Below are 24,603 nucleotides of genomic sequence, written 5' to 3'. Positions count from 1 at the left end.
GGTTCCGGATGCCAGCGCAGGTTCGGGTACTCCGCCAGCGGATTCGCTCGGCGAAGTCGATGAAGAAGATCACCAAGGCGATGGAGCTCGTCGCGACGAGTCGGGTCGCCAAGGCCCAGGCGCGGGTGGCGGCCTCGCTGCCGTACGCCAACGCGATCACCGGTGTGCTCACCGCGCTGGCCTCCAACGCCTCGGTCGACCATCCGCTGCTGACCGCGCGCCTGAAGGTGCGCCGGGCCGGCGTGCTGGTGATCACCAGTGACCGGGGCCTGGCCGGCGGATACAGCACCAACGCGATCAAGACCGCCGAGTCGCTGATCGCGCGGCTCAAGGCCGACGGCAAAGAACCGGTGCTGTACGTGATCGGCCGCAAGGGCGTCTCGTACTACCGGTTCCGTAACCGGCCGATCGAAGCGAGCTGGACCGGCTTCTCCGAGCAGCCCGGCTTCGCCGACGCCCGCGAGGTCGGCCAGACGCTGATCGCGGCGTTCCAGCGCGGCGCGGACGACACCGACGGCGGCGGGGCCGACCAGGTACTCGGAGTGGACGAACTGCACATCGTCTCCACCGAGTTCAAGTCGCTGATGACGCAGACCCCGGTGCCCCGGATCCTCGGCCCGATGGAGGTCAAGGACAAGCCGAGGGAGGGTACGGAAGTCCTGCCGGCGTACGAGTTCGAGCCGAACGCCGAGGCGTTGCTCGACGCGTTGCTGCCGAAGTACATCAACACCCGGATCTACGCGGCACTGGTCGAATCGGCGGCGAGTGAATCGGCGGCCCGGCGGCGGGCGATGAAGAGCGCCACCGACAACGCCGAGGAAATGATCGAGAAGTACACGCGGCTAATGAACTCGGCGCGTCAGGCCGGGATCACTCAGGAGATCAGCGAGATCGTCGGCGGCGCCAACGCGCTCGCGGCGGCGGGAAGTGAAGTGTGATGACTGCCTCTGTAGAAACCCAGGCAACCGGAGCGACCGCATCGGCTACCGGCCGCGTGGTCCGGGTCATCGGCCCGGTCGTCGACGCCGAGTTCCCGCGCGACGCGATGCCCGACATCTTCAACGCCCTGCACGTGGACGTCGCGCTTGCTGGCGGCGAGCGGACCCTGACCCTCGAGGTCGCCCAGCACCTCGGCGACAACGTCATCCGGGCCATCTCGATGCAGCCGACCGACGGTATGGTCCGGGGCGCGGAGGTCCGCGACACCGGTTCGCCGATCATGGTGCCGGTCGGTGACGGCATCAAGGGCCGGGTGTTCAACACCATCGGTGAGTGCCTCAACCTGGCCGAGGGCGAGACGCTGCAGGTGACCGAGCGCCGGTCGATCCACCAGAAGGCGCCGGCGTTCGCCGACCTGGAGCCGAAGACCGAGATGCTGGAGACCGGCATCAAGGTGCTCGACCTGCTCGCCCCGTACGTCAAGGGCGGCAAGATCGGCCTGTTCGGCGGTGCCGGCGTGGGCAAGACGGTGCTCATCCAGGAGATGATCATCCGGGTCGCGAACAACTTCGGTGGTACGTCGGTCTTCGCCGGCGTCGGGGAGCGGACCCGTGAGGGTAACGACCTGATCCACGAGATGACCGAGTCCGGCGTCATCGACAAGACCGCGCTGGTCTACGGCCAGATGGACGAGCCGCCGGGTACCCGGTTGCGGGTCGCGCTCGCCGCGCTGACCATGGCCGAGTACTTCCGGGACGTGCAGAAGCAGGAAGTGCTGCTGTTCATCGACAACATCTTCCGGTTCACCCAGGCCGGTTCCGAGGTCTCCACGCTGCTCGGCCGGATGCCGTCCGCGGTGGGTTACCAGCCCACCCTGGCCGACGAGATGGGTGAGCTGCAGGAGCGGATCACTTCGGTCCGGGGCCAGGCGATCACCTCGATGCAGGCGATCTACGTGCCCGCCGACGACTACACCGACCCGGCGCCGGCCACCACCTTCGCCCACCTGGACGCCACGACCAACCTGGAGCGGTCCATCTCCGACAAGGGCATCTACCCGGCGGTGGACCCGCTGGCGTCCTCGTCGCGGATCCTCGCCCCGGAGTTCGTCGGCCAGGAGCACTACGCGGTGGCTTCCGAGGTGAAGCGGATCCTGCAGAAGTACAAGGACCTGCAGGACATCATCGCCATCCTCGGTATGGAGGAGCTCTCCGAGGAAGACAAGATCACCGTCTCCCGGGCCCGCCGGATCGAGCGGTTCCTGTCGCAGAACACCTACGCGGCCGAGGTCTTCACCGGCATCAAGGGTTCGTACGTGCCGGTGAAGGACACCATCGAAGCCTTCCGCAAGATCAGTGAAGGGGAGTACGACCACTTCCCTGAGCAGGCCTTCTTCATGTGCGGTGGGCTCGACGACCTGGAGCGCAACGCCCAGGAGCTCATGAAGGGCTGACGACGGCGCAGCCGTCGGCCTGGAGGAAGGGCTGACGACGGCGTCTGACGAGCGCCCCGCCATCGCGGCGGGGCGCTCGTCGCGTTTCACCCGACGCCAGGGGCGTCTCACTCGACGCCCGCGTCGTTTCACCCGACGCTCACCTGTGGCCCGCGTTTGCCGGCAGCCGGCCGGGGTACCCGACCGGCTCTGCGGCGGACGGGGGGCGGAGCATGACGCAACCGGATCGGACCCGGGCACGCCCAGCGAGGCTGAGCCGGCCGGAACGGCTGGCGTTGCTCGCCGTACTCGTCGGTCTGCTTCTCGCCGGTGGGGCCGTGGTGGTGCTCAGCCGCACCGTCGCCGACCGGTATGCGGCCGCCGTACCCACCGCGGACCTGTTCGGCGACGTCGGCGTCGGCACCGGTGTGGACAGCGCTCCGGACGACCGGCTCACCGGCCCGGTCAACCTGCTGGTGGCCGGCATCGACCGGCCGACCGACCAGCCGGAGAAGGTGCCCCGGGCGGACACCGTGCTGCTGGTGCACGTGCCGAGCGGGCTGTCCCGGGCGTACCTGATCTCGCTGCCCCGGGACCTGCTGGTGGACGTCCCGGCGTTCGGTGTCAGCGGCCACCCGGGCGGCGTCGACCGGATCAACTCCGCGATGGCGTACGGCAGCCGGGTGCCCGGTGCCGAGTACCCGGATCCGGTGACCGGATTTCAACTGCTCGCGGCGACGGTCTCGGCCCGCACCGGGATCGACCGGTTCGACGCCGGTGTGATCGTCAACTTCGCCGGCCTGGAACGTCTGGTCGACGCGGTCGGCGGGGTCCGGATGACCATCGACGCCGATGTGCGTTCGGCGCACCGCCAACCGGACGGCCGGCCGCGTCCGGGCAATCCTGACGGCACCGGCTACGTCGGTCCGCAGGCCGAGTACAAGCAGGGGGAACAGCGGCTCAACGGCTGGCAGGCGTTGGACTACGTCCGGCAGCGGGACAGCCTGCCGGACGGCGACTACGGCCGGCAGCGGCACCAACGGCAGCTGGTCCGGGCGTTGGCCGAGCAAGTGATCAGCCGGGACCTGATCACCGAACCGGGTCGGTTGACCGCGGTGCTGGAGGCCGCCGGTGAGGCGGTGGTGGTGGGCACCCGGGGCCGGTCGCTGGTCGACTTCGCGTTGGCGCTGCGCCAACTGCGTGCCGACGACATCGTCATGCTGGACCTGCCGGGCGTCGCCGTCACCGACCCGGTCGGCGGGTACCAGGGGGAGCGGTTCACCGACGACGCCGATGAATGCCTCGCCGCGTTGCGGGCCGGCGCTCTCGACCAGTTCGTGTTGACCCGTCCTGAACTGGTCAATCGCGAAAAGTAACGGGTGGCCGGGCGGGCACCCGGCTGGGAGTCCGCGCATCGCCCCGATTAAACTCGGGTGGTCCTCGCCATCAAAGGAGTCCGCGTTGGCCAAGCAACTGCACGTCGAACTCGTCGCCGTCGAGGAGATGGTCTGGTCCGGTGAGGCAGAGATGGTGATCGCCCGCACCACCGAGGGCGAGCTCGGCGTACTGCCCGGCCACGCCCCGATGCTCGGCCAGCTCGCCGAGCCCGGCCAGGTACGGATCACGCTGCCGGGGCGGGAGCAGCTCGCTTACGATGTCGCCGGCGGGTTCCTCTCGGTGACCACCAACGGAGTGACGATTCTCGCGGAGGAAGCCACTCCGGCCGCCCCCGCTACCGCATCCGGACACTGAGCGGGCTGCGTCGATGTCGACCATCCAATGGTTCGGGATCGGCGTACTGATCCTGCTCGCCGCGATCCTGGTGCTGTTCGTCCGGCGGGCGCTGGTCGTCCGGGTGCGCGGCACCATCAAGTTGAGCTTCCGGGTCTCCACCATGGTTGACGGCCGTGGCTGGTCGTCCGGATTCGGCCGGTTCGCCGGTGATGAGCTGCGCTGGTACCGGATGTTCAGTTTCGCGCTGCGACCCAAACGTGTGCTGTCCCGGCACGGCCTGGCCGTGGAGAGCCGGCGCAGCCCGCGAGGGCAGGAGCGGCTCGCGTTGCCGCACGACTGGGTGATCCTGCGGTGCACCAGCCACCACGCGCCGGTCGAGATCGCCATGGCGGAGTCGACGGTCACCGGCTTCAGCTCCTGGCTCGAGGCGAGCCTGCCGGGCGGGAGTTCGCGCAGCCTCGCCGCCTGACCTCTCAAGGCGCATCCGGCGGTTACCCGTCGGCGACGAGTTCCACCTCGTAGCCGTACCGGTCGGCCAGGTACCCGGCGTAGGTGTCCGGCCCGCCCGCGTACGGATGCCGGTCGGCGAACAGCAGCGACCACCCGTGGGCCGGCGCCGCCGCGACCAGCTGGTCCACCCGCTGTCTGGGCCCGGCGTGAAACGCGACATGGTTCAGCCCCGGCGCGCACCGGTCGTGCCGCCGGGTGGTGAGCGCTGGGGACTCCTCCAACACCAGGTACGTCGTGCCGTACCGCCAGGAGCGGCCGGCCGGCCAGCGTTGGTACGCCTGCCAGCCGAGTTCACCCAGCAGCCAGGACCAGCCCGGTTCAGCCCCGGACAGATCGGGTACCCAGAGCTCCACGTGGTGCAGTCCGGCCATCGGCTGATTCGCGATCTTGTCGAGATCAGCGCCCGCCGCCCGGTTTCCACAGCACGTCGCCGTCCGGGTTTGCGGTTCTGGACAAGATGAAGAGCAGATCCGAGAGACGATTGAGATACTTTGCCGGAAGAGCACTAGTTCGTTCCGGTTCGTGGGTGATCAGCGCCCATGCCGAACGCTCGGCCCGCCGAGCGACGGTGCGGGCCACGTGGAGCAGCGCGGCACCGGGGGTACCGCCTGGCAGGACGAAGGAGTCGAGCTTGGCCAGCCGTGAGTTGTGCTCGTCGCACCATCCCTCCAGCCGGGTGACGTACGCCTCGGTCACCCGCAGCGGCGGGTACGCCGGTTCCGGCTCGACCGGGGTGGCCAGGTCGGCGCCGACGTCGAACAGGTCGTTCTGGATCTGCCCGAGCATCCCACGCAGCGTCTCGTCGAGATCGCCGAGGGCGAGGGCGACACCGAGCGCGGCGTTGCATTCGTCGACGTCGGCGTACGCGCAGATGCGCGGGTCGGTCTTGGCGACCTGTTCGTTGTTGCTCAACCTGGTCGTGCCGGTGTCCCCGGCCTTGGTGTAGATGCGGGTGAGGTGGACGGCCATGAGCGACAGGGTACGGATTCTCAGCCGCGCCGGTAGCACCACCGTCGAGCCTGCTCTGCTGCCGGCGGCGTCCGGGGACGTCATCCGGGTCGGCGGCGGTAGTCGGCTCGCCGGGACGGTCCCGGTGGAGGGTGCGAAAAACTCGGCGTTGAAACTGATGGCGGCGGCGTTGCTGGCACCGGGCCGGACGGTGATCGGGAACGTGCCGCGGATCACCGACATCGCCATCATGGCCGACGTGCTGCGCGGACTCGGCTGCGAAGTCACCATGAGCGAGTCCGAGCCGCTGCCGGTTGCCGGCTCGCCACGCGCCGACACGGTGATCATCGACGTGCCGCCGGCACCCAGCTGTCAGCCCGACGTCGATCTGGTCCGCCGGCTGCGGGCGTCGATCTGCGTACTCGGCCCGCTGCTGGCCCGGTGCGGACGCGTCAGCGTCGCCCAGCCGGGCGGGGACGCGATCGGCTCGCGCGGGCTTGACATGCACGTGGCCGGCCTGGCCCGGATGGGCGCCGAGATCTCCGCCGCCGACGGCCTGGTCGTCGCCTCGGCCGCGCGGGGTCTGCACGGCGCGACGATCTGGCTGGACTTTCCGAGCGTCGGCGCCACCGAGAACCTGGTGATGGCGGCGGTGCTGGCTGATGGGACCACCGAGATCGACAACGCGGCCCGCGAGCCGGAGATCGTCGACATCTGCGCGATGCTCACCGAGATGGGCGCCCAGATCGACGGTGCCGGCACCGCCACCCTGCGGATCGAGGGCGTGCCGGAGCTGCGGCCGGTCCGCCACTCCACCATCGGCGACCGGATCGTCGCCGGCACCTGGGCGTTCGCCGCCGCGATGACCCGCGGCGACGTCACCGTACGCGGCGTCGACCCGTCGTTCCTGGCGGTCGCCCTCGACAAGGTGGCGGCCTCCGGGGCCACCGTCGACACCACCGGCGACGGGTTCCGGGTACGGATGGAACGTCGGCCGAGGGCGGTGGACGTGGTCACCCTGCCGTTCCCCGGCTTCGCCACCGACCTGCTGCCGATGGCGATCGGCCTGGCCTCGGTCAGCGAGGGGGCGTCGCTGGTCACCGAGAACATCTTCGACGGCCGGTTCCAGTTCGTCGACGAACTGCTGCGGCTGGGCGCGGACATCAGGACCGACGGCCATCACGCGGTGGTACGCGGCCGGGAGCGGCTGGTCGGCGGCCGGGTACGGGCGACCGACATCCGGGCCGGAGCCGGGCTGGTGATCGCCGGGCTGTGCGCCGAAGGGGTCACCGAGATCGCCGACGTGCACCACATCGACCGGGGCTACCCGAACTATGTGGCCGACCTGTGCTCGCTCGGCGTCCAGGTGCAGCGGCTGTCCGGGGCACCGGCCGGCTGACCGCTGGGTGTGCCGTACGGCCAGCGGCTGACCGCTGGGTGTGTCGAACGGCCAGCGGCCGACCGCCCCTACCGGGTTAGCGATCGTTCAGGTGCGCCGGATAAGCTGCCAGCTGGCACATCCGGTCGAGGCGCGTGGACGAGGAGATGCAGAGATGGCAGGTCAGCTGGCAGTGATCGGCGCGGGGTTGATGGGCTCGGGCATCGCCCAGGTTGCCGCCCAGGCGGGCTGGCAGGTCATCCTGCGCGACCTGGACGACGCGGCGACCTCCCGGGGCGTCGCCGGCATCCGCCAGTCCTTGGACAAGTTCGCCGGCAAGGGCGTGATCAGCGCCGATGACGTCGAGTCGACGATGGGCCGGATCACCACCACCACCGAGCTGGAGGCAGCGGCCGACGCGGACGTCGTCGTCGAGGCCGTCTTCGAGCGCATCGAGATCAAGCACGAGGTGTTCCGGGCACTCGACAAGATCTGCAAGGCGGACGCGGTGCTGGCCACCAACACGTCGGCGATCCCGGTGACCCAGATCGCCGCGGTCACCGAACGCCCCGAATCGGTGGTCGGTACCCACTTCTTCTCCCCGGTGCCGATGATGAAGCTGTGCGAGCTGGTCCGCGGCTACAAGACCTCGGACGCGACGCTGGCCACCGCGAAGGCGTTCGCCGAGGAGATCGGCAAGACCTGCGTGGTGGTCAACCGGGACATCGCCGGCTTCGTCACCACCCGGCTGATCGCCGCGCTGGTCGTCGAGGCGGTCAAGCTCGTCGAGTCCGGCGTGGTCTCCGCCGAGGATCTCGACACCGCCTGCAAGCTGGGCTTCGGTCACGCGATGGGGCCGCTGGCCACTACCGACCTGACCGGCGCGGACGTGTTGCTGCACGCGGCGAAGAACATCTACGCCGACACCGCCGACGAGAAGTTCTTCCCGCCGGAGCTGCTGCAGCGCATGGTCACCGCCGGCGACCTGGGCCGCAAGACCGGCCAGGGCTTCTACACCTACTGACCTCGACGCCAGCTACTGACATGGCAACGTGACCGAGGTTCGTGACTAGAATAGTAGTCATGGCTACTATTCCGCTCGCGGACGCCAAGGCAAGGCTGTCTGCCGTCCTCGATGAGGTCCGTGATACCCACGAGCGGGTGGTGATCACCCGAAACGGACGACCTGAAGCGGTCATCATGTCGGTGTCTGACCTGGAGGCCCTCGAGGAGACCCTCGACCTGTTGTCCACGCCTGGCGCAGTGGAGGAGATCCGGCAGGCTGAGGCTGACATCGCCGCTGGCCACGGCGTCGACGCTGACGAACTACTGCGCCAGCTTGCTGACCGCGCGGAGCGCGAACAGCAGTGAGCGACGAGGCGTACCGACTCTCCGTAGCGCCCGCTGCCCGGCGAGCCCTGACCGAGGGACCACCTGTCGGCCTGCCGCTGGCCGTCGCGATGGCCGTCGGTCAGTTCCTGACCGGCCCGCTACTGGAAAGGCCCCATGTGGTCGGCAAGCCGTTGACCCGCGAACTGACCGGTTATCACTCGGCACGACGCGGCGCGTATCGGGTGGTCTACCGGATCGACGAGGACAACCGAACGGTTCATGTCACCCGCATCGACCACCGAGCGGATGTTCACCGCCCGTAACGATCGCATCGGTTCAGCTGACGCGCAGCGCCGCCGCCAGGGGTGGTTGGTCGACCGGGTCGCCGGAGCGGCGCATCGCCGACAGCGGCGGCCCGCCGGCCGGCAGGTGCGCCACCCGTACGACGCGGTAGCCGTGGCGTTCGTGGAACGCCCGCTGCCGCTGGCTGCTCGCCTCGACCACCGCCGGCATGCCGATCCGGTCCAGCCGGGCATGATGCGCGGCGAGCAGCGCCGACCCGATGCCTTGGCGGCGTAGCCAGGGCGCGGCGGCCAGGAATGCCAGGTGGTGGTGCCGACCGGTCGGTTCCAGGCGGCCGGCGGTGTAGGTGTAGTGCGCGTACGGTCCGTGGTGGTCGCCGCAGGCCCGCAATCTGCGCCGCTGATGTTCCGCCGACAGGAGCCGGTCTGCCGGGTGCGGGTACCAGATCGCCACGCCGTCGCAGTGCCCGACCACGTCGACGATGCCGTGCCGTACGGCGTACTCCAGCTCGGCGGTGAAGAACCGGTGCATCGTCAGGTACCGCAACGCGTGGTCGTTGATCAGCCAGGACACCACCGGGTCCAGTACGCACGCCTGTGCCAGCAACTCGGCCAGGGGTTCGACGTCGGCGGCCGTGGCGGTCCGTACGGTCAGCGCCGGACCGCCACTGCTGCCGGCGACCGGCGTCGACCCGGTCACCGGCGCGCGCCGGCCTGGTAGACGCCGTGCCGAGTGGGCGTTGCCTGGGCGGACTGCCAGCGGCGCAGCGCGTCCTTGATCCGGTCGTTCTGTTCCCAGGTGCGTTCGAGTTCGGCGTACACGATGCCAAGATCGTGAGCGACGCGGTCGAGGAACGCGGCGACCTCGCCGGGGTCCAGGCCCCGGCCGCCGCCACGCCGGGGGACCGTCGGGAAGCGGTGGCTGCGGACCTGCCAGGGCCGGATCGGCCGGTACGCCGACCCGCGTTGGTTGTGGCCGGCGGGGTTGCCGGGTGTCCGGTAGACGCCGGTGGCGCTGCCGGCGGGCCAGGACGCCGGTGGTGTGGCGGCCATCGCGCGTCGTTGCCGGCGGACCTGCCACCGGCGTCACAGTTCACGCATCTGGTGTTCCTCCCCATTGCTCGCTGCTGCCGCTGCTGCGGGTTCCGTTCATTCGTGTGCCGGGTTGCCGGTGACGGGTGGACGGGGTGGCCCTGCCGCTTGCCGATGCCGGCGGGCCACCCCACCCCGGTCGCCGCAGCCCTCCTCGGCGGTACGGCGACCAGGGCGAACCTTCGGGGCCGGGACGCCCAGCGGCGTGACTCGCTACCCGCCCCGACCGCTGTCACTCACGGGCTCATCTGTGTGCCCAACAGCCTCACTTATCACTTCGACAGTGTCAAGTCGGTAAGTGCTGAAGTAGTAACACCTTGCCGACCTACGTTCAGGTCGTGAAGCTCGTCGCCCTGGCAGACATCGCCACGATGCTCGGCGGCGTGTCGCGGACGAGGGCCGTGGAGATCGTTCGCCGGCCAGGATTCCCCGAGCCGATCGACGTGGTGGGCAACGGCCGGATGCGGATCTGGAGCCGTGACGAGGTGGCGGCCTGGATCGCCGCCAACCGGCCGAGCCAGCGCGAGGACTGACCACGCTGACCGCCGATCCCCGGCGTGTGGTGTCTTGAGGCTGCCGACCGAGGGAGCGCCGATGGCTACGCCGCTGTACCAGCAGATCGCCACCGACATCGCCGAGCAGATCCGCAGCGGAGTCCTCAAGCCTGGCGACAGGTTGCCGACCACCCGTCAACTCATGGCGCACTATGACGTGAGCGAGACGGTCATCCGTTTTGTGATGATCCAGCTCAAGGCAGAACGCCTCGTGTACGGCCAGCAGGGACGCGGCGTCTATGTCAGCGACTCCACTGGCCCATCGAGGTGAGGCCTACGCACGTTAAAACGCGGAAATAACGTGCGTAGGCCTCACCTCGATAGCGGTTCGGCAAGGCGAGGATGATGATCCGCGCCACCGGGGCTGACCTGGACCCACGAGAGTCATGTTCACCGCGCCCGTGCCATCCGGGTGCCTGGGGCGCCTACGAGATCAAGAGACCGTTGACACGCGCCACTCCGCGGTGTCGATGGCTGGGGTGTCGGCGGTCGTGTCGCCTCGCGGGGTTGGGGTACCGGTTGAGCTTGATGCCTCAGGTGCATCAAGATGCACCTGAGGCATCAAGCCTCGGCGCGCACCTTGGTGCCCCGGGAGTCAGCCGTCGCGTTTGGTGGTCCAGCGGAACGTGGTCAGGCAGAGCACCAGGCCGATGACGCACCAGATGGCGAGCACCAGCGCGACCATGCCGAGCTCGAACGAGCCGCCCGGCTCCTGCGTGCCGAAAGCTTCCGGCAGGAAGACCGAGCGCAGCCCCTGGCACATCCACTTGAGCGGAAACAGCGCGGCGATCTGCTGCATCCAGCCGGGCAGCGCGGTGAAGACGAAGAAGACGCCGGAAGTGAACTGCAGCACCAGTGACACCGGGGTGGCCACCGCCGAGGCGCTGCGGCCGCTGCGGGCCAGCGACGAGAACGCGATGCCGCACAGCGTGCAGGCGGTGATGCCGAGCACCGACACCCAGCCCAGGGTGAACCACTTGAACGCCGTGTCCGGCAGCTGCAGGTCGAACAGCAGGGTCGCAACGGCCAGCAGGAGCACCGTTTCGGCGAACCCGATCACCGCCACCATGATGACCTTGCCGGCGAAGTAGACCCATTTCGGCATCGGGGTGCCGCGCAGCCGCTTGAGTACACCCCGGTCCCGCTCGATCGGGATCTGGATGGCCAGGCTCTGGAACCCGACGGTCATCAGCCCGGTGGCGATCATGCCGGTGATGAAGTACTGGGTGAACCGGACGCCGTCGGTGATCTCGCCGGTGAAGATCGACGCGAAGATCAGGATCATGATGACCGGGAAGGCCATCGTGAAGACGACCGACTCGCGGCTGCGCATGAACTGCCGGATCTCCAACTTGCCCTGCCGCAGCCCCAGCCGCGCCGGCCCGACCCGGGTGACGGCCGCCGAGGTGCCGGGGGCGCCGGCCGCTGGAGAGGTTACAGCGCCGGCGGTGCCGCCGGTGGTCGCGTTCACTTGTGTCCAATCATCCGCAGGTAGACGTCTTCCAGGGTGGGCCGGGTGACGGTCAGACCGGGCACCTCGCCGTCGAAGCGCGCGGCCAGCTCGGCGACCAGCTTCGTCGGCGTGGCGCTCTCCTCGCGATGCGCCGTCCCGTCGGCGGTACGCCAGGAGACGGTGGCCAGGGCGTCCCGCCGGCCACCCAGCTCGGCCGGGGGTGCCACCTCGACGAGCCGACCGGCGGCGATCACGCCGACCCGGTCGGCGAGGGCTTCGGCCTCGTCCAGGTAGTGGGTGGTCAGCAGGATGGTGGTGCCGGCACCGGCGAGTGACCGGATCAGCTCCCAGAACTCACGGCGGGCCTCCGGGTCGAAGCCGGTGGTCGGCTCGTCGAGGAAGAGCAGCTCCGGTCGGCCGACGATGCCGAGCGCCACGTCCAGACGACGCTTCTGCCCGCCGGACAGCGTGTGGGTGCGGGCGCGGGCCTTGGCGGACAGGCCGACCCGGTCGATCACCGCCGCCGGGTCGTCCGGTACCGGGTAGAACGCGGCGAAGTGGCCGACGACCTCGGCGACGGTCAACTCGTCGAACTCGCCGGTGCCCTGCAGCACGATGCCGATCCGGGAGCGCCACTGCGGCGTACCAGGGTCGGGGTCGACGCCGAGCACCCGCACCTCGCCGGCGTCGCGGCGGCGGTAGCCCTCCAGGATCTCGACGGTGGTGGTCTTGCCAGCGCCGTTCGGGCCGAGCAGAGCGAACACCTCGCCGCGCCGCACGGTCAGGTCGACCCCGTCCACCGCCGGTGTCCCGGCGTACATCTTGCGCAGCCCGCGTACCTCGATGGCCGGCTGGTCCGCCGCCTTGTCGCTCATGGCGTCAACTATCGCCCCTGCCGTGCGGGGGAAGGCGTCCGGGTGTCGTGGTGGTGACGGACACCGCTGGCGGGCTGGACTGGGTTGGTTCCTCGGTGCTACGGTTCATTACACGAGTAACGAACCAGTGAACCAGAGGTGCTCCCGTGTTCGATGATCGAAGTCCGATCTATCAGCAGATAGCCGACAAGATCAAAAGCGACATCCTGAGCGGGGCGCTGCAGGAGGGCGAGCAGGTCATGTCCACCAACCAGTACGCCAGCTACTACCGGATCAACCCCGCCACCGCCGCCAAGGGCTTCCATCAGCTCATCGACGAGGGCGTGCTGTTCAAGAAGCGGGGCATCGGCATGTTCGTCAGCCCCAACGCCCGCGAGACGCTGCGCGGCCAACGCCGCGACCGGTTCTTCACCGAGGTTGTCGACCCGATGGTCACCGAGGCCCGGATCATCGGCATCCCGTTGACCGAGGTCGTCGCCCGCATTCAACATGCAGCAGAAGGGGAACACCAGTGACCGGCCTGGGCATCGAGACCCACGACCTCACCGTCCGCTACGGCGACACCGTCGCCGTCGACTCGCTCGACCTCACTCTCGCCCCGGGCAAGATCTACGGACTACTCGGCCGCAACGGCTCCGGCAAGACCAGCCTGCTCGCCGTACTGTCCGCTTTCCGGCAGGCGACCAGCGGGACGGTGCGGATCGGCGGTGAGGACCCGTTCGAGAACGCGGCGATCATGTCGCAGATCGCCTTCGTCCGGGACAAGGTCGACGCCCAGGACACCGACCGGGTCAGCTGCATCCTGGACCTCGCCGCGACACTGCGGCCCAACTGGGACGCCGACTACGCCGCCCGCCTGGTCGAGCGCTTCGACCTGCCGATGCGTAAGCGACTCAACGGCCTGAGCCGGGGCATGAAGTCGGCGCTCAGCGTCACCCTCGGGCTGGCTGCCCGGGCGCCGCTGACCATCTTCGACGAGGCCTACCTCGGCCTCGACGCCCCCAGCCGGTACGCCTTCTACGAGGAAGTGCTCAACGACTACCTCGCGCACCCGCGCACCATCGTGCTCTCCACCCACCTGATCGAGGAGGTCGGGTCGCTGTTCGAGGAGGTGGTGGTGCTGCACCGGGGCCGGCTGGTCGCCCACGAGGAGACCGAGACGCTGCGCGCCCGGGGGACGGCGGTGACCGGCCCGGCCGCCGCCGTCGACACGTTCGTCGCCGGACGCACCGTGCTCGGCAGCCAGCAGCTCGGCGGCACCCGGTCCACCACCGTCTTCGGGGCCATCGACGACGGCGACCGGGCCGCCGCCCGCGCCGCCGGCCTGGAGCTCGGCCCGATCGGGCTGCAGGACCTGTTCGTACACCTCACGGCGGACACCACGGACAAGGAGGCCCGGCGATGAACGCCACCGCCTGGAAGGTCACCCGTACGCTGCTGCGCCGGTCGCTGCCGCTGGCCGGGTGGTACTGGACGATCATCTACCTGGTCTGGGCCGTGGTCATCGGCCTGATCGCCAGGTTCGGCACGGTCGAAGCGAGCATGTGGCAGAACATGGGCCTGCAGGCACCGCGCTGGTTCACCTTCGTGTTCGGCATCATCGCCGTCGGCACCTACCTGCCGATGTTCGTCGCCCACGGCGTCACCCGGCGGGACGCGCTGATCGGCTCCTGGGGCTTCCTCGTGCCGTACGCCCTCGGCTTCTCCACCCTGACGACGCTCGGCTTCGGCCTCGAATACCTGACCCTCGACGTCTTCGGTCTGCTCGACGGGCTCACCGAGCCGTACCTGGTCGGTTCGGCAGGCGACGCCGCCGCGATCTGGCTGGAGTACAGCCTGGTCAACCTGGGCTACATGGCGGCCGGGGTACTGACCGCGATCGTCTACCACCTGCTCAATCCCTGGTGGGGGACGTTGCTGCTGCCAGTGGTGCTGCTGCCGGCGTTCGTCGTCGAGATCGGCTTCCGTACCGAATGGACCGGGTTCGGCCTCGCCCGGATGCTCGGCCTTGACGACGAGGCACACGCTGGCACCGGGACGGCGATCGCGCTGCTGACCCTGCTGGTCGCCGGTGCCGTCACCTGGCTGCTGGTCCGCCGGCTGCCACTGAAGAAGATCTCCGGCTGAGGAGAGCTGAGGAGCGACGCCATGTCCGTCATCGAGATCGAGCATCTGCACAAGCGGTACGGCGACCTGATCGCGGTGGACGACGTGTCGTTCACCGTCGATGAGGGGGAGATCTTCGGGATCCTCGGCCGTAACGGTGCCGGCAAGACCACCACTGTGGAGTGCGCGCTCGGGCTGCGCCGGCCGGACCGGGGCACCGTACGGGTGCTCGGCCTGGACCCGCAGCGCGACGGCGCGCGGCTGCGCCAGCAACTCGGGGCGCAGCTGCAGGAGAGCCAGCTGCCGGAGCGGATCAAGGTGTGGGAGGCGCTGGAGCTCTACAGCTCCTTCTACCGGCAGCCGGCCGACTGGCGGGAACTGCTCGACCTGCTCGGCCTGTCCGCCCGGCACGACGCCCGCTTCGGCCAGCTCTCCGGCGGGCAGAAGCAGCGCCTGTCCGTCGCCCTGGCCCTGGTCGGCGACCCGAAGGTGGCGTTCCTCGACGAGCTGACCACCGGGCTGGACCCGGCGGCCCGCCGGGACACCTGGGGACTTGTCGAATCGGTCCGCAACCGGGGCGTCACCCTGGTGCTGGTCACGCATCTGATGGAGGAGGCGGAGCGGCTCTGCGACCGGGTCGCGGTGATCGACGCCGGCCGGGTGGTCGCCCTCGACACCCCGGCCGGGCTGGCCGCCAGCGTCGACAGCGGGCAGCGGATCCGGTTCGTCCCGGACCGACCGCTCGACCTCGCCCTGCTGACCGAGCTGCCGGAGGTCACCGCCGCGACCATCGACGGTCGTGAGGTCGTCGTCGACGGCGGTGCGGAGCTGTTCTTCGCCGTCGCGGCGGCGCTGTCCCGGCACGGCGTCACGCCACGCGAGCTGCGCCTGCAGCAGGCGACGTTGGACGACGCGTTCCTCGCCCTCACCGGAGGTGACCGGTGACCGCGCTACGCCGGCTCACCGTGATGGAGGCCAAACTGTTCCTGCGGGACCCGGCGGCGATCGTGATGTCGCTGGCCTTCCCGATGCTGCTGATCGTCGTGCTGGGTGTGGTGATGCCGGGCTTCCGTACCCCCGTCCCGGAGCTCGCCGGCCTGCGTCCGATCGACATCTACCTGCCGGTGGTGGTCGCGCTGGCGGTCGCCGGTGTCGCGATCAACTCCCTGCCGACGACCATGGCCGGGTACCGGGAACGCGGGGTGCTGCGCCGGATGGCCACCACCCCGGTACGCCCGGCGAAGCTGCTCGGTGCCCAGTTGCTGGTCTCGGTGGCCGCGACGACGCTCGCGGTCGGTCTGGCCGTCGCCGCGGCGACGGTCGCGTTCCGGGTGCCGCTGCCCGAGCACCCGGTGAGCTTCCTCGGCGTGTTCCTGCTGGGCGGGGCGGCCACCTTCACGGTCGGGTTGCTGATCGCGGCGCTGGCGTCGACCGGACGGGCGGCGAACGCCATCGGCATGCTGGTCTACTTCCCGATGCTGTTCTTCGCCGGGGTGTGGACCCCGGGGCCGATGATGCCCGAGACGATCCGCCGGCTGAGCGACCTCACCCCGCTCGGCGCGCTGAGCCAGGCCTTGCAGGCCAGCTGGGCCGGGCAGGCGGTTCGTCCGCTGCACCTGCTGGTGATGGTCGGCTACCTGGCGGTGGTCGGTGCCCTGGCGGCCCGCTTGTTCCGCTGGCGGTGAAGCGGCGCGTGGCGCGGGGTGTCCGGTCAGACCCGGTATCCGGCGGCCCGGGCCGCCCGCCGCTCCCGGCGGCGCTGCCGGGCCCGGCGGATCAGCAGCGGCCCGCCGATCAGCAATGCCACCAGGAAGACCAGCACCAGGACGGGCAGCAGGATCGCGACGAACGACATCACCACGCTGGTCGCGTCCTCGGCAGTGCTCGCCACCGGCGCGCCGATCCCGGCGGTGGCGGTGTTGATCACCGGTCGGGCGGTCGCCTTGAGTAGATGTATGCCGAGCGCGATCAGCACACCGACCAGCACCGGAACCCACTGGTCCGAGGAGAAGAACTCCCCGGGGTCGCTGACCGTCACCGTCTCCGACGCCGACCCCGCTCCGAACGCCAGCCCGCCGGCGGTCGGCCGGACGACCGTCTGCACCACGTCGTTGACGTGGTCGACGACCGGCACCTTGTCGGCGACGACCTCGACAACCAGCAGGACGGCGAGGATGCCCAGCACCCATTCGTCGGACATCCACTGCCAGCCGTCCGGCAGCGTGATCAGGCTGGTGTAGCGGGCGAGCACGCCGACGGTCAGCAGCGGGATGTAGGCGTTGAGCCCTGCGGATGCGGCCAGCCCGGTCCCGGTCAGCAGTTCGAACACGTCACCAGGATCGCACCGCCGCGCCAGCCCTGCGCGGTACGCGGGCACCGCTGGCGCTACCCTCGTCGGGTGCGGCTGGTGATTGCTCGATGCTCGGTGGACTATGTCGGTCGGCTCTCGGCACATCTGCCGCCGGCCACCCGGCTGTTGATGGTCAAAGCGGACGGATCGGTCTCGATTCACGCCGACGACCGGGCGTACAAGCCGCTGAACTGGATGAGCCCACCATGCCGGCTGGAGGAGACGCCGGGTATGTGGCGGGTGGTCAACAAGGCCGGCGAGGAGCTGCGGATCACCCTGGAGGAGATTCTTCAGGAGATGTCGTACGACCTGGGTGTCGACCCCGGTCTGCGCAAGGACGGGGTGGAGGCGCATCTCCAGGAACTGCTTGCCGCCAACCCGACCACCTTCGGTGACGATTTCACCCTGGTGCGGCGGGAGTACATGACCGCGATCGGCCCGGTGGACCTGCTCTGTCGCGACGGTGCGGCGAGCGTCGCGGTCGAGGTGAAGCGGCGGGGCGAGATCGACGGTGTCGAGCAGCTGACCCGTTACCTCGAACTGCTCAACCGGGATCCGCTGCTGGCGCCGGTGACCGGCATCTTCGCTGCACAGGAGATCAAACCGCAGGCCCGGGTGCTGGCCGAGGACCGTGGTATCCGGTGCGTGGTGGTCGACTACGACAAGCTACGGGGCATCGAACGGGACGAACTCACCCTGTTCTGACCAGCCCGAAGTTTGACCAGCTCCGACACCGAGTTTCTGGAGTCCGCCGATGGGTGTGCGCAACCAGCAACGTCGAGCCGCCAAGAAGAAGGCCAGGGAGCAGCGGCAACGCCAACGGGCGCAGGCCGCCGGCGCGGCCTACCCCGACGGGTTCGGTTTCTACCAGCCACCGACCGAGGCGCAGCGGGTCGACGAGCTGCTGCGTCGGGCGGCCCGACTGGCGACGGCCGACCGACCGGACGACCTCGACGAGTGCGTGGCCGCGCTGGTCGCAGCCGACGACCGGCTGGTGGACCAGGCGGTTGACGAGGCGTTGCGGCAGGTGGCCGCCGGGCTGTGGGGCCACGGCTGGATGCCGGCCGACGTGCTGCGGGTGGCCGGCCGCGAGCTCGGCAAGCGGGCGGTGAGCCTGACCGCCGGGTACGTCGCGGCGCAGCTGCGCGGGTACGCGCCGGCGACGGTCGCCGACCGCTGGCACCGCCAACTGCGTGATCTCGACCTCGACGTGTGGGGGGCCGACCCGCCCGACCACCGGCTGACCACCTGGGCGGCCGGGTCCAAGCTGGACCGGGCCGCCGCCGTGCTGCTCGCGGTGCGGGTGGCCGGGCTGCTGATCGGCCTGCCGAGACTGGAGCTGGTGGCCCCGCTGCCCGGCACGGTCCGCCCCGGCGACGACGGGCCGCAGCGCCAGCGGCCGACCGCTGCGGCCCCGTCCGCGACCGAGGACGTGGACGAGCGGCAGCTCGGCCGGATCCGGGCGTTGCTGGCCAAGGCCGAGTCGACCGAATTCGCGGAGGAGGCCGAAGCACTGTCGGCCAAGGCCCAGGAGCTGATGACCCGGCACCGCATCGACCATGCGCTGCTCGCCGCGCAGCAGACCGGTGCCGGCGGGCCACAGGCCGACCCGGTGGCCGTACGGATCGGCCTGGAGGCACCGTACGAGCAGGCCAAGGCGTTGCTGCTGCAGCAGGTCGCCGAGGCGAACGGCTGCCGGTCGGTGTGGTCCAACAATCTCGGCTTCGCCACCGTCGTCGGGTTCGCCGCCGACTGCGAGTCGGTCGAGTTGCTGCACACCTCGCTGCTGGTACAGGCCACCGCGGCGATGCTGCGCAACGGCCCGCAGCGTGGCCGGGGCGGGCAGTCGACCACCCGGTCGTTCCGCCAGTCCTTCCTGGAGGCGTACGCGGTGCGGATCGGGCAGCGGTTGCGTACCACCGCCGACGACGTCGGCCGGGAGGCGGCCGCGCGGACCGGCACCGCGCTGGTGCCGGTGCTGGCGGCCCGCGACGAGCAGGTGGACCGGGCCACCGAGCGGCTCTTCCCGACGGTGACCAGCCGGTCGATCGCCGGCCACAACCGGGCCGGGTGGATCGCCGGCACCACCGCCGCCGACCAGGCCAGCCTCGGCGCGCACCAGCCGATCGCCGGCTGACCCGCGATCAGTCGCGGCCGTACCGCAGCTTGATCACCTTGACGATACGGGCCACGTCGGTCGGGGTCCGCTCGAACGTCATCGTCGGCAGCACCGACGGTGCCCGGCGTCGGGTGATCGCCTTGGACCGGGAGAACTCCCGCAGCCCGTCTTCACCGTGCACCCGGCCGAAACCCGACTCACCAATCCCACCGAACGGCAGCTCACTGAACCCGACGAAGGTGAGCACCGAGTTGATCGACACCATTCCACTGCGGAACCGGCGGGCGACGGCGATCCCCCGCCGCTTGCCGAAGACCGCGCCGCCCAACCCGTAGCGGGTGTCGTTGGCCGCCGCGATCGCCTCATCGATGGATCCGACCCGGTGGATCGTGACGGTCGGTCCGAAGGTCTCCTCACGGACGGCGGTGCAGTCGGGCGGCACGTCGACCAGGATGGTCGGATGCACGTACGGCGGCTGCACCGCGGCGGCACCGCCGAGCACCGCCCGCCCACCGGCGGCCAGCGCGTCGTCGATGTGCCGTCGGATGACGTCGAGCTGGCCGGGCATGGCGATCGGCCCGACCTGGTCCTCCGGTCCGCTACCGACAGTCAGTCGGCCGGCCCGGTCCACCACCGCGGTGACGAACGCGTCGTACACCGGGGCCAGCGCGTACACCCGCTCGATGCCGATACAGCTCTGCCCGGCGTTGGTCATCGCCCCCCAGACGCAGGCCTCCGCCGCCGCGTCGATGTCGGCGTCGTCGTCGACGATCATCGCGTCCTTGCCGCCGGCCTCGATCACCACCGGGGTGAGCGTCTCGGCGCAGGCCGCCATGACCAGGCGGCCGGTGCGTGGTGAGCCGGTGAACGAGAGCTTGTCCACGCCGGACCGGCACAACGCGTCGCCGACGTCGCCGAGCCCGTGCACGGCGGTCAGGACCGATTCCGCGCCGACCGCCTCGGTGAGCGTGTCGACCAGCCACTGTCCGGTCACCGGGGTGTACTCGCTGGGTTTGAAGACCACCGTGTTGCCGGCGGCCAGCGCGTACGCGATCGGGCCGATCGGAATGAGCACCGGGTAGTTCCACGCGCCGATCACTCCGACCACGCCGAGCGGCTGGTACTCCAGGTGACCGCTGAACTCGGCGGTGATCAGCCGGGTGCGGGTCCGCCGCACCCCGAGCACCCGCCTGGCGTGCTGGGCCGCCCAGTCGATGTGTTCGATCGCGGCGGCGATCTCGACGACCGCCTCGGCCACCGGCTTGCCACACTCCCGGTTGACCAGATCGGCGAGTTCGGTGATCCGGGTGGCGAGCAGCGACCGCCAGCGCAGCAGCCGGCGGCGGCGTTGCGCGTTGCCGATCCCGACCCACCAGTCGGCTGCGGTCCGGGCCGCCGCCACCGCCGCCGCGACCTGATCGCGGTCGGCGATCGGGACCCGGCCCACCTGCGCACCGGTCGCCGGGTGGGAGGAGAGAAGATGCCCGTCGTCGACCACCGGCCGGCCTGGGATCCGTACCACTGTCACCATGGCCTCCTTCGCCAGCTGCGGCTGCGCACCGGCCCCGGAGCGCTTCGCCTGCCCGCTGCGCAGTATTGTCCGAGGTTAGCCGTGAAGGGTACTCGCGGGTAGCGAGACTTCGATTCTTGGCGATGTAATGACAGCCTTGGCCACCTGGCGTCAGGGCGGGTGTCCGGTTGTCGCGGACCACCGTCGAACCGGTGGCGTGGACCTGACCCGGCCGGCGACCAACACCGGACAAGGGACCATGTCCTGGGTCGGCGCGAGCTGGCAGGCTGCAACGGGTGGCGCGACGTGCGTCGCTGTCGAGGGGGGAAGGCACTTCACCAGCTGATGTCCGAACACCAGTCGCTGCTACCTCTCCTGCAGGTGATCACCGGCCCGACTCCCGGGGCCAGCTACCGGCTGTCGCCCGGCAACCGGGTGATCGGCCGGGATGCCGGCCTGGACATCACCATCGACGACATCAAGGTCAGCCGGTGCCACGCGGTGATAGCGGCCGGCGGCGGCCGTACGGTGCTGACCGACCAGGAGTCGACGAACGGGACCTGGGTCAACGATCTGCGGATCCGGCAGCCGACCGAGTTGCGCGACGGCGACCGGATCCGGATCGGCGGCGTGGAACTGCGGTTCTACGATCCGGCCTCGGCGCTCACCGACCCGGTCGGCACCCGGATCCCCCGGCCGGCCACGGCGGCGCTGCCCGGCGCACCGGTGCGGCCGACCACCGGACCGGGTTCCCCGCTGCATACCGTGCTCGGCGAGCCCACCCAGCCGATGCGGCCCCGCCGTCGGCCCAGCACACTGCTGATGGCCGGGCTGGCCGGGGTCTTCCTGGTCGGCTGGTTGACCTGGCTGGTCGTGGTGCTCTCCTGAACGACGGCGGTCGTGGTGCTCTCTCCTGAACGACGGCGGTCGTGGTGCTCTCTCCTGAACGACGGCGCGGCGATTCGTGACAAACTCGCGTTGCACCGGGGCCGGCGCAGGTGACGGACGGAGACCAGATGGCGCGCGAGTTCAAAACCGTAGGAGTGGTCGGGCTCGGCACGATGGGTGCCGGGATTGTCGAGGTCTTCGCCCGCAACGGCGTCGACGTGGTCGCCGTCGAGGTGGACGGGGCGGCGCTGGACAAGGGCCGGGCCAACCTGACGGCGTCGACCGACCGGGCCGTCGCCCGCGGCAAACTCGACCCGGCCGACCGGGACGCACTGCACGCCCGGGTGACCTTCGCGGTCGGACTCGACGCACTCCGCGACGTCGACCTGGCCGTCGAGGCGGTCCCGGAGCGGCTCGATCTCAAGCGACGCCTGCTAGCCGAGCTCGATCGGGTGTGCCCACCTGGGGCCGTCCTGGCGACCAACACCTCGTCGTTGAGCGTCACCGAGATCGCTGTCGCCACCGAACGTCCCGGCCAGGTGATCGGGCTGCACTTTTTCAACCCGGCACCGGTGATGCGGCTGGTCGAGGTGATCAGCACCGTGGTGACCGCGCCGGAGGTGGCCCGCGACGTCCAGTCGCTCTGTGCCCGGCTCGGCAAGGTCGGGGTGAGCGTCACCGACCGCGCCGGCTTCATCGCGAACGCGCTGTTGTTCGGGTACCTCAACCAGGCGATCGGGATGTACGAGGCCGGGTACGCCAGCCGGGAGGACATCGACGCGGCCATGCAGCAGGGCCACGGCCTGCCGATGGGCCCGTTGACGCTGCTCGACCTGATCGGCCTGGACACCGCGTACCAGGTGCTGGAGACGATGTACCAGCGTGGTGGCCACGACCGCCGACACGCGGCCGCACCGCTGCTGCGGCAGATGGTCACCGCCGGGCTGCTCGGCCGCAAGTCCGGCCAGGGCTTCTACACCTACCAGGCACCGGGCTCGTCGCGGCTCGCCCCGGACGACCTCACCCCGGTGGCCGGCGCCGAGGCCGGTGAGCCGGCACCGCGTACGGTCGGGGTGGTCGGGTCCGGCACGGTCGCGACCGACGTCGCCGAGTTCCTCACCGCCGCCGGAGTCGACGTCGTCGCGGTGGCCGACCCCGGTGGCGTCCCAGCGGCCGGCCCCGGTGACCAGGCCGTGCGTGACCAGGCCGTGCGTGACCAGGCCGTGCGTGACCTGGCCGCCGTCGACCTGGTGGTGGTGGCCGGCCCGTCGACGGCACCGGTGATCGACGTGGCGATGGCCACCGGCCGGCCAGCCGACGTGGTCGGGCTGCACTTCGTGGGCGGTCCGGCGGCGCAGGCCCGCCTGGTCGAGGTGGTGCGTACCGTCCGGACCTCGCCGACTGCGGTGCGGGCCGCGCACCAACTCTGCGCGGCACTCGGTAGGACCGCGGTGACCTGCGGCGACCGCGCCGGCTTCATCGCCGACGCGTTGCTGTTGCCGTACCTCAACGACGCGGTCCGGATGCTGGAGAGCAACTATTCGACGGCGGACGACATCGACGCGGCGATGAAACTCGGCTGTGGCTATCCCGCCGGGCCGTTCGAGCTGCTCGACACCGTCGGCCTGGACGTGGCGCTGGCCGTCCAGACCGCCATCCACCGGGAGCTGCCCGAGCCCGGTCTGGCACCCGCCCCACTGCTGCGCAACCTGGTGACCGCCGGTCGGCTCGGCCGGCGCACCGGGGGCGGTTTCCGCGACCACGCCGGCTGAGCAGGGTGCCACAGCGGCGACGTACCCTTGCGATCATGAGTCCGCGCCGCAACCGTCCGACCCGCCGGTCCGCCGGTCGCGCCGGCCACGGCGATCCCGGCCAGCCCGAGCCGGTCGACCCGGAGCGGGTGCGCCGGGGCGTCGCCGCCGTGCAGTCGTTCAGCGACGGCGACTGGATGGTGCGGTCGGTGCCCGGTCCGGCGGCGACCAAGACGTACCGTTGCCCGGGGTGTGTGCAGGAGATCCGGCCGGGTGTGCCGCACGTGGTCGCCTGGCCGGCGGACGGCCGGGGCGACCTGACCGACCGGCGGCACTGGCACTCCGGCTGCTGGCGGGCCCGCGAGCAGCGGCGGCCGGCGGTCGAGCGGTCCCGCTCCGCGCCCCGCTACGGCTGATCCCCGACGGGTACGGCTGATCCCCGACGGGCCGGCTGGTCAGGGCAGTGCGAGACTGGCCGGGTGAGCGAGCCGATCCGGTCCATGTCGATCCTGCCCGCCGAGCGCCGCGACATCGAGCTGCACACCGCCGACGGGCTCACCCTCGTCGGTGAGCTGGCGTTACCAGCCGATCGTCCGCCGGTCGCCACGCTGGTCTGCCTGCATCCGCTGCCCACCCACGGCGGGATGATGGACAGCCACGTGTTCCGCAAGGCCGCCTGGCGGCTGCCGGCGCTGGCCGACGTGGCCGTGCTCCGGTTCAACACTCGGGGCACCAGCAGCGAGCGCGGCACCAGCGGCGGCAGCTTCGACTCCGCTGAGGGAGAGCGGTTCGACGTCGCGGCGGCGATCGAGTACGCCGAGTTCGCCGAGCTGCCCCGGATCTGGCTGCTCGGCTGGTCGTTCGGCACCGACCTGGCGCTGCGCTACGGCTGCGACCCGGCGGTCGAGGGCGCGATCCTGCTGTCGCCGCCGCTGCGCTTCGCCACCGACGCCGACCTGGCCACCTGGTCGGCGTCCGGCAAGCCACTCACCGCGCTGGTCCCGGAGCTGGACGACTACCTGCGGCCGGACGAGGCGACCCGGCGGTTCGCCGTGGTCGGTCAGGCGGAGGTGGTCGGGGTCGCAGGAGCCCGCCATCTCTGGGTCGGCCAGGTGGAGCGGGTGCTCGACGAGGTGGTCCGCCGGGTGGCGCCGCAGGTCACGGTGCCGCTGCCGACCAGCTGGGACGGCCCGATGGAGTACGGCGACGCCAACGCGTACGCCGACCGGACGGTGGCGGCGTTCGCCGACGTCCCGGTCGCCGGACCGCCGCAGCGGCAGGCCGACGACGGGTGACCGCACGGGTGTGGCCCACCCACGACGTGACCGTG

Annotated in this window: 30 protein-coding genes; 22 read left to right on the top strand and 8 right to left on the bottom strand. The window is 70.5% G+C overall.

Annotation, left to right across the window (positions count from 1 at the left end; translation table 11 throughout):
• The first annotated feature begins 8 nt into the window (after nucleotides 1-8).
• From O7629_RS20945 to O7629_RS20925, 5 genes are all read left to right on the top strand, one after another.
• The gene (locus O7629_RS20945; RefSeq protein WP_278171182.1) at nucleotides 9-938 is read left to right on the top strand and encodes a F0F1 ATP synthase subunit gamma; all 930 of its coding nucleotides are present in this window, start codon (nucleotides 9-11) and stop codon (nucleotides 936-938) included.
• Nucleotides 938-2,392 (top strand): F0F1 ATP synthase subunit beta, encoded by a 1,455-nt coding sequence (atpD, locus tag O7629_RS20940; protein ID WP_278171181.1) that lies wholly within the window; start codon nucleotides 938-940, stop codon nucleotides 2,390-2,392. Before O7629_RS20945 ends, atpD begins: the two co-directional genes overlap by 1 nt.
• A gap of 212 nt (nucleotides 2,393-2,604) precedes the next feature.
• Nucleotides 2,605-3,747 carry an LCP family protein gene (locus tag O7629_RS20935; RefSeq protein ID WP_278171180.1) on the top strand — a complete coding sequence of 381 codons (1,143 nt, stop codon included), beginning with the start codon at nucleotides 2,605-2,607 and terminating at the stop codon, nucleotides 3,745-3,747.
• 85 nt (nucleotides 3,748-3,832) lie between these two features.
• Nucleotides 3,833-4,123: a F0F1 ATP synthase subunit epsilon gene (locus O7629_RS20930; RefSeq protein WP_123603387.1), complete on the top strand. Its 291-nt coding sequence runs from the start codon at nucleotides 3,833-3,835 to the stop codon at nucleotides 4,121-4,123.
• Between the two features lie 13 nt (nucleotides 4,124-4,136).
• Entirely contained in the window at nucleotides 4,137-4,574 is a 438-nt protein-coding gene (locus tag O7629_RS20925; RefSeq protein WP_278171179.1) for a DUF2550 domain-containing protein, read from the top strand.
• 22 nt (nucleotides 4,575-4,596) lie between these two features.
• On the opposite strand, the gene O7629_RS20920 is transcribed toward O7629_RS20925, so the two are convergent.
• Together O7629_RS20920 and O7629_RS20915 are read right to left on the bottom strand one after the other, a co-directional pair.
• A complete protein-coding gene (locus O7629_RS20920) occupies nucleotides 4,597-4,986 on the bottom strand; it encodes a VOC family protein (protein ID WP_278171178.1) in 390 nt (129 codons plus the stop codon).
• A gap of 25 nt (nucleotides 4,987-5,011) precedes the next feature.
• Nucleotides 5,012-5,584 carry a cob(I)yrinic acid a,c-diamide adenosyltransferase gene (locus O7629_RS20915; RefSeq protein WP_278171177.1) on the bottom strand — a complete coding sequence of 191 codons (573 nt, stop codon included), beginning with the start codon at nucleotides 5,582-5,584 and terminating at the stop codon, nucleotides 5,012-5,014.
• Here O7629_RS20915 and murA point away from each other — a divergent pair.
• From murA to O7629_RS20895, 4 genes are all read left to right on the top strand, one after another.
• Complete coding sequence (gene murA, locus O7629_RS20910; RefSeq protein WP_278171176.1) at nucleotides 5,583-6,962, top strand: UDP-N-acetylglucosamine 1-carboxyvinyltransferase; 1,380 nt, start codon at nucleotides 5,583-5,585, stop codon at nucleotides 6,960-6,962. The two genes, O7629_RS20915 and murA, sit on opposite strands and share 2 nt — an antisense overlap.
• A gap of 154 nt (nucleotides 6,963-7,116) precedes the next feature.
• Nucleotides 7,117-7,965 (top strand): 3-hydroxyacyl-CoA dehydrogenase family protein, encoded by an 849-nt coding sequence (locus O7629_RS20905; protein WP_278171175.1) that lies wholly within the window; start codon nucleotides 7,117-7,119, stop codon nucleotides 7,963-7,965.
• Between the two features lie 59 nt (nucleotides 7,966-8,024).
• Nucleotides 8,025-8,312, top strand: a complete 288-nt coding sequence (locus tag O7629_RS20900; protein ID WP_278171174.1) for a type II toxin-antitoxin system Phd/YefM family antitoxin — start codon at nucleotides 8,025-8,027, stop codon at nucleotides 8,310-8,312.
• Nucleotides 8,309-8,596 (top strand): type II toxin-antitoxin system RelE/ParE family toxin, encoded by a 288-nt coding sequence (locus O7629_RS20895; RefSeq protein ID WP_278171173.1) that lies wholly within the window; start codon nucleotides 8,309-8,311, stop codon nucleotides 8,594-8,596. The genes O7629_RS20900 and O7629_RS20895 overlap by 4 nt, the downstream gene beginning before the upstream one ends.
• A 13-nt stretch (nucleotides 8,597-8,609) precedes the next feature.
• On the opposite strand, the gene O7629_RS20890 is transcribed toward O7629_RS20895, so the two are convergent.
• A complete protein-coding gene (locus tag O7629_RS20890; protein ID WP_278171171.1) occupies nucleotides 8,610-9,275 on the bottom strand; it encodes a GNAT family N-acetyltransferase in 666 nt (221 codons plus the stop codon).
• On the bottom strand, nucleotides 9,272-9,628 hold the full coding sequence (locus O7629_RS20885; protein WP_278171169.1) for a DivIVA domain-containing protein: 357 nt from the start codon (nucleotides 9,626-9,628) through the stop codon (nucleotides 9,272-9,274). Before O7629_RS20885 ends, O7629_RS20890 begins: the two co-directional genes overlap by 4 nt.
• Before the next feature lie 377 nt (nucleotides 9,629-10,005).
• Between O7629_RS20885 and O7629_RS20880 the strand changes: the two genes are divergently transcribed.
• Nucleotides 10,006-10,200 (top strand): hypothetical protein, encoded by a 195-nt coding sequence (locus tag O7629_RS20880; protein ID WP_278171167.1) that lies wholly within the window; start codon nucleotides 10,006-10,008, stop codon nucleotides 10,198-10,200.
• Between the two features lie 61 nt (nucleotides 10,201-10,261).
• Nucleotides 10,262-10,492, top strand: coding sequence for a winged helix-turn-helix domain-containing protein (locus O7629_RS20875; RefSeq protein WP_278171165.1), 231 nt, complete (start codon nucleotides 10,262-10,264; stop codon nucleotides 10,490-10,492).
• Nucleotides 10,493-10,816: 324 nt separating this feature from the next.
• Here O7629_RS20875 and O7629_RS20870 read toward each other — a convergent pair whose 3' ends face one another.
• Both O7629_RS20870 and O7629_RS20865 read right to left on the bottom strand, forming a co-directional pair.
• Nucleotides 10,817-11,593 (bottom strand): ABC transporter permease, encoded by a 777-nt coding sequence (locus O7629_RS20870; RefSeq protein WP_278174610.1) that lies wholly within the window; start codon nucleotides 11,591-11,593, stop codon nucleotides 10,817-10,819.
• Between the two features lie 95 nt (nucleotides 11,594-11,688).
• Nucleotides 11,689-12,549 carry an ABC transporter ATP-binding protein gene (locus O7629_RS20865; RefSeq protein WP_278171163.1) on the bottom strand — a complete coding sequence of 287 codons (861 nt, stop codon included), beginning with the start codon at nucleotides 12,547-12,549 and terminating at the stop codon, nucleotides 11,689-11,691.
• A gap of 146 nt (nucleotides 12,550-12,695) precedes the next feature.
• On the opposite strand from O7629_RS20865, the gene O7629_RS20860 reads away from it, so the two are divergent.
• The 5 genes from O7629_RS20860 to O7629_RS20840 are packed head-to-tail and all read left to right on the top strand — an operon-like array spanning nucleotide 12,696 to nucleotide 16,340.
• Nucleotides 12,696-13,064, top strand: coding sequence for a GntR family transcriptional regulator (locus tag O7629_RS20860; RefSeq protein ID WP_278171162.1), 369 nt, complete (start codon nucleotides 12,696-12,698; stop codon nucleotides 13,062-13,064).
• A complete protein-coding gene (locus O7629_RS20855; protein WP_278171161.1) occupies nucleotides 13,061-13,954 on the top strand; it encodes an ABC transporter ATP-binding protein in 894 nt (297 codons plus the stop codon). The genes O7629_RS20860 and O7629_RS20855 overlap by 4 nt, the downstream gene beginning before the upstream one ends.
• Nucleotides 13,951-14,676 (top strand): hypothetical protein, encoded by a 726-nt coding sequence (locus O7629_RS20850; protein ID WP_278171158.1) that lies wholly within the window; start codon nucleotides 13,951-13,953, stop codon nucleotides 14,674-14,676. The genes O7629_RS20855 and O7629_RS20850 overlap by 4 nt, the downstream gene beginning before the upstream one ends.
• Nucleotides 14,677-14,697: 21 nt before the next feature.
• The gene (locus O7629_RS20845) at nucleotides 14,698-15,600 is read left to right on the top strand and encodes an ABC transporter ATP-binding protein (RefSeq protein ID WP_278171157.1); all 903 of its coding nucleotides are present in this window, start codon (nucleotides 14,698-14,700) and stop codon (nucleotides 15,598-15,600) included.
• Nucleotides 15,597-16,340 carry an ABC transporter permease gene (locus O7629_RS20840; RefSeq protein ID WP_278171156.1) on the top strand — a complete coding sequence of 248 codons (744 nt, stop codon included), beginning with the start codon at nucleotides 15,597-15,599 and terminating at the stop codon, nucleotides 16,338-16,340. Before O7629_RS20845 ends, O7629_RS20840 begins: the two co-directional genes overlap by 4 nt.
• Before the next feature lie 26 nt (nucleotides 16,341-16,366).
• Here the strand turns inward: O7629_RS20840 and O7629_RS20835 are convergent, their stop codons facing one another.
• Nucleotides 16,367-16,984, bottom strand: a complete 618-nt coding sequence (locus tag O7629_RS20835; RefSeq protein ID WP_278171155.1) for a DUF4126 domain-containing protein — start codon at nucleotides 16,982-16,984, stop codon at nucleotides 16,367-16,369.
• A 69-nt stretch (nucleotides 16,985-17,053) separates the two neighbouring features.
• Here O7629_RS20835 and nucS point away from each other — a divergent pair, with 69 nt between their 5' ends.
• A complete protein-coding gene (gene nucS / locus O7629_RS20830) occupies nucleotides 17,054-17,710 on the top strand; it encodes an endonuclease NucS (protein ID WP_278171154.1) in 657 nt (218 codons plus the stop codon).
• Nucleotides 17,711-17,759: 49 nt separating this feature from the next.
• The gene (locus tag O7629_RS20825; RefSeq protein ID WP_278171152.1) at nucleotides 17,760-19,142 is read left to right on the top strand and encodes a DUF2786 domain-containing protein; all 1,383 of its coding nucleotides are present in this window, start codon (nucleotides 17,760-17,762) and stop codon (nucleotides 19,140-19,142) included.
• A 7-nt stretch (nucleotides 19,143-19,149) separates the two neighbouring features.
• On the opposite strand, the gene O7629_RS20820 is transcribed toward O7629_RS20825, so the two are convergent.
• Nucleotides 19,150-20,652, bottom strand: a complete 1,503-nt coding sequence (locus tag O7629_RS20820; protein WP_278171150.1) for an aldehyde dehydrogenase family protein — start codon at nucleotides 20,650-20,652, stop codon at nucleotides 19,150-19,152.
• A 327-nt stretch (nucleotides 20,653-20,979) separates the two neighbouring features.
• Between O7629_RS20820 and O7629_RS20815 the strand changes: the two genes are divergently transcribed.
• From O7629_RS20815 to O7629_RS20800, 4 genes are all read left to right on the top strand, one after another.
• Complete coding sequence (locus O7629_RS20815) at nucleotides 20,980-21,522, top strand: FHA domain-containing protein (protein ID WP_278171148.1); 543 nt, start codon at nucleotides 20,980-20,982, stop codon at nucleotides 21,520-21,522.
• A 128-nt stretch (nucleotides 21,523-21,650) separates the two neighbouring features.
• Entirely contained in the window at nucleotides 21,651-23,294 is a 1,644-nt protein-coding gene (locus O7629_RS20810; RefSeq protein ID WP_278171147.1) for a 3-hydroxybutyryl-CoA dehydrogenase, read from the top strand.
• 35 nt (nucleotides 23,295-23,329) lie between these two features.
• Nucleotides 23,330-23,689, top strand: coding sequence for a hypothetical protein (locus O7629_RS20805; protein WP_278171146.1), 360 nt, complete (start codon nucleotides 23,330-23,332; stop codon nucleotides 23,687-23,689).
• A 63-nt stretch (nucleotides 23,690-23,752) separates the two neighbouring features.
• Entirely contained in the window at nucleotides 23,753-24,568 is an 816-nt protein-coding gene (locus tag O7629_RS20800; RefSeq protein ID WP_278171145.1) for an alpha/beta hydrolase, read from the top strand.
• Nucleotides 24,569-24,603 lie beyond the last annotated feature (35 nt).

It is taken from the genome of Solwaraspora sp. WMMD792 (assembly GCF_029626105.1).
Taxonomy (GTDB): Bacteria; Actinomycetota; Actinomycetes; order Mycobacteriales; family Micromonosporaceae; genus Micromonospora_E.
This window is presented reverse-complemented; position numbering and strand designations above follow the sequence as displayed.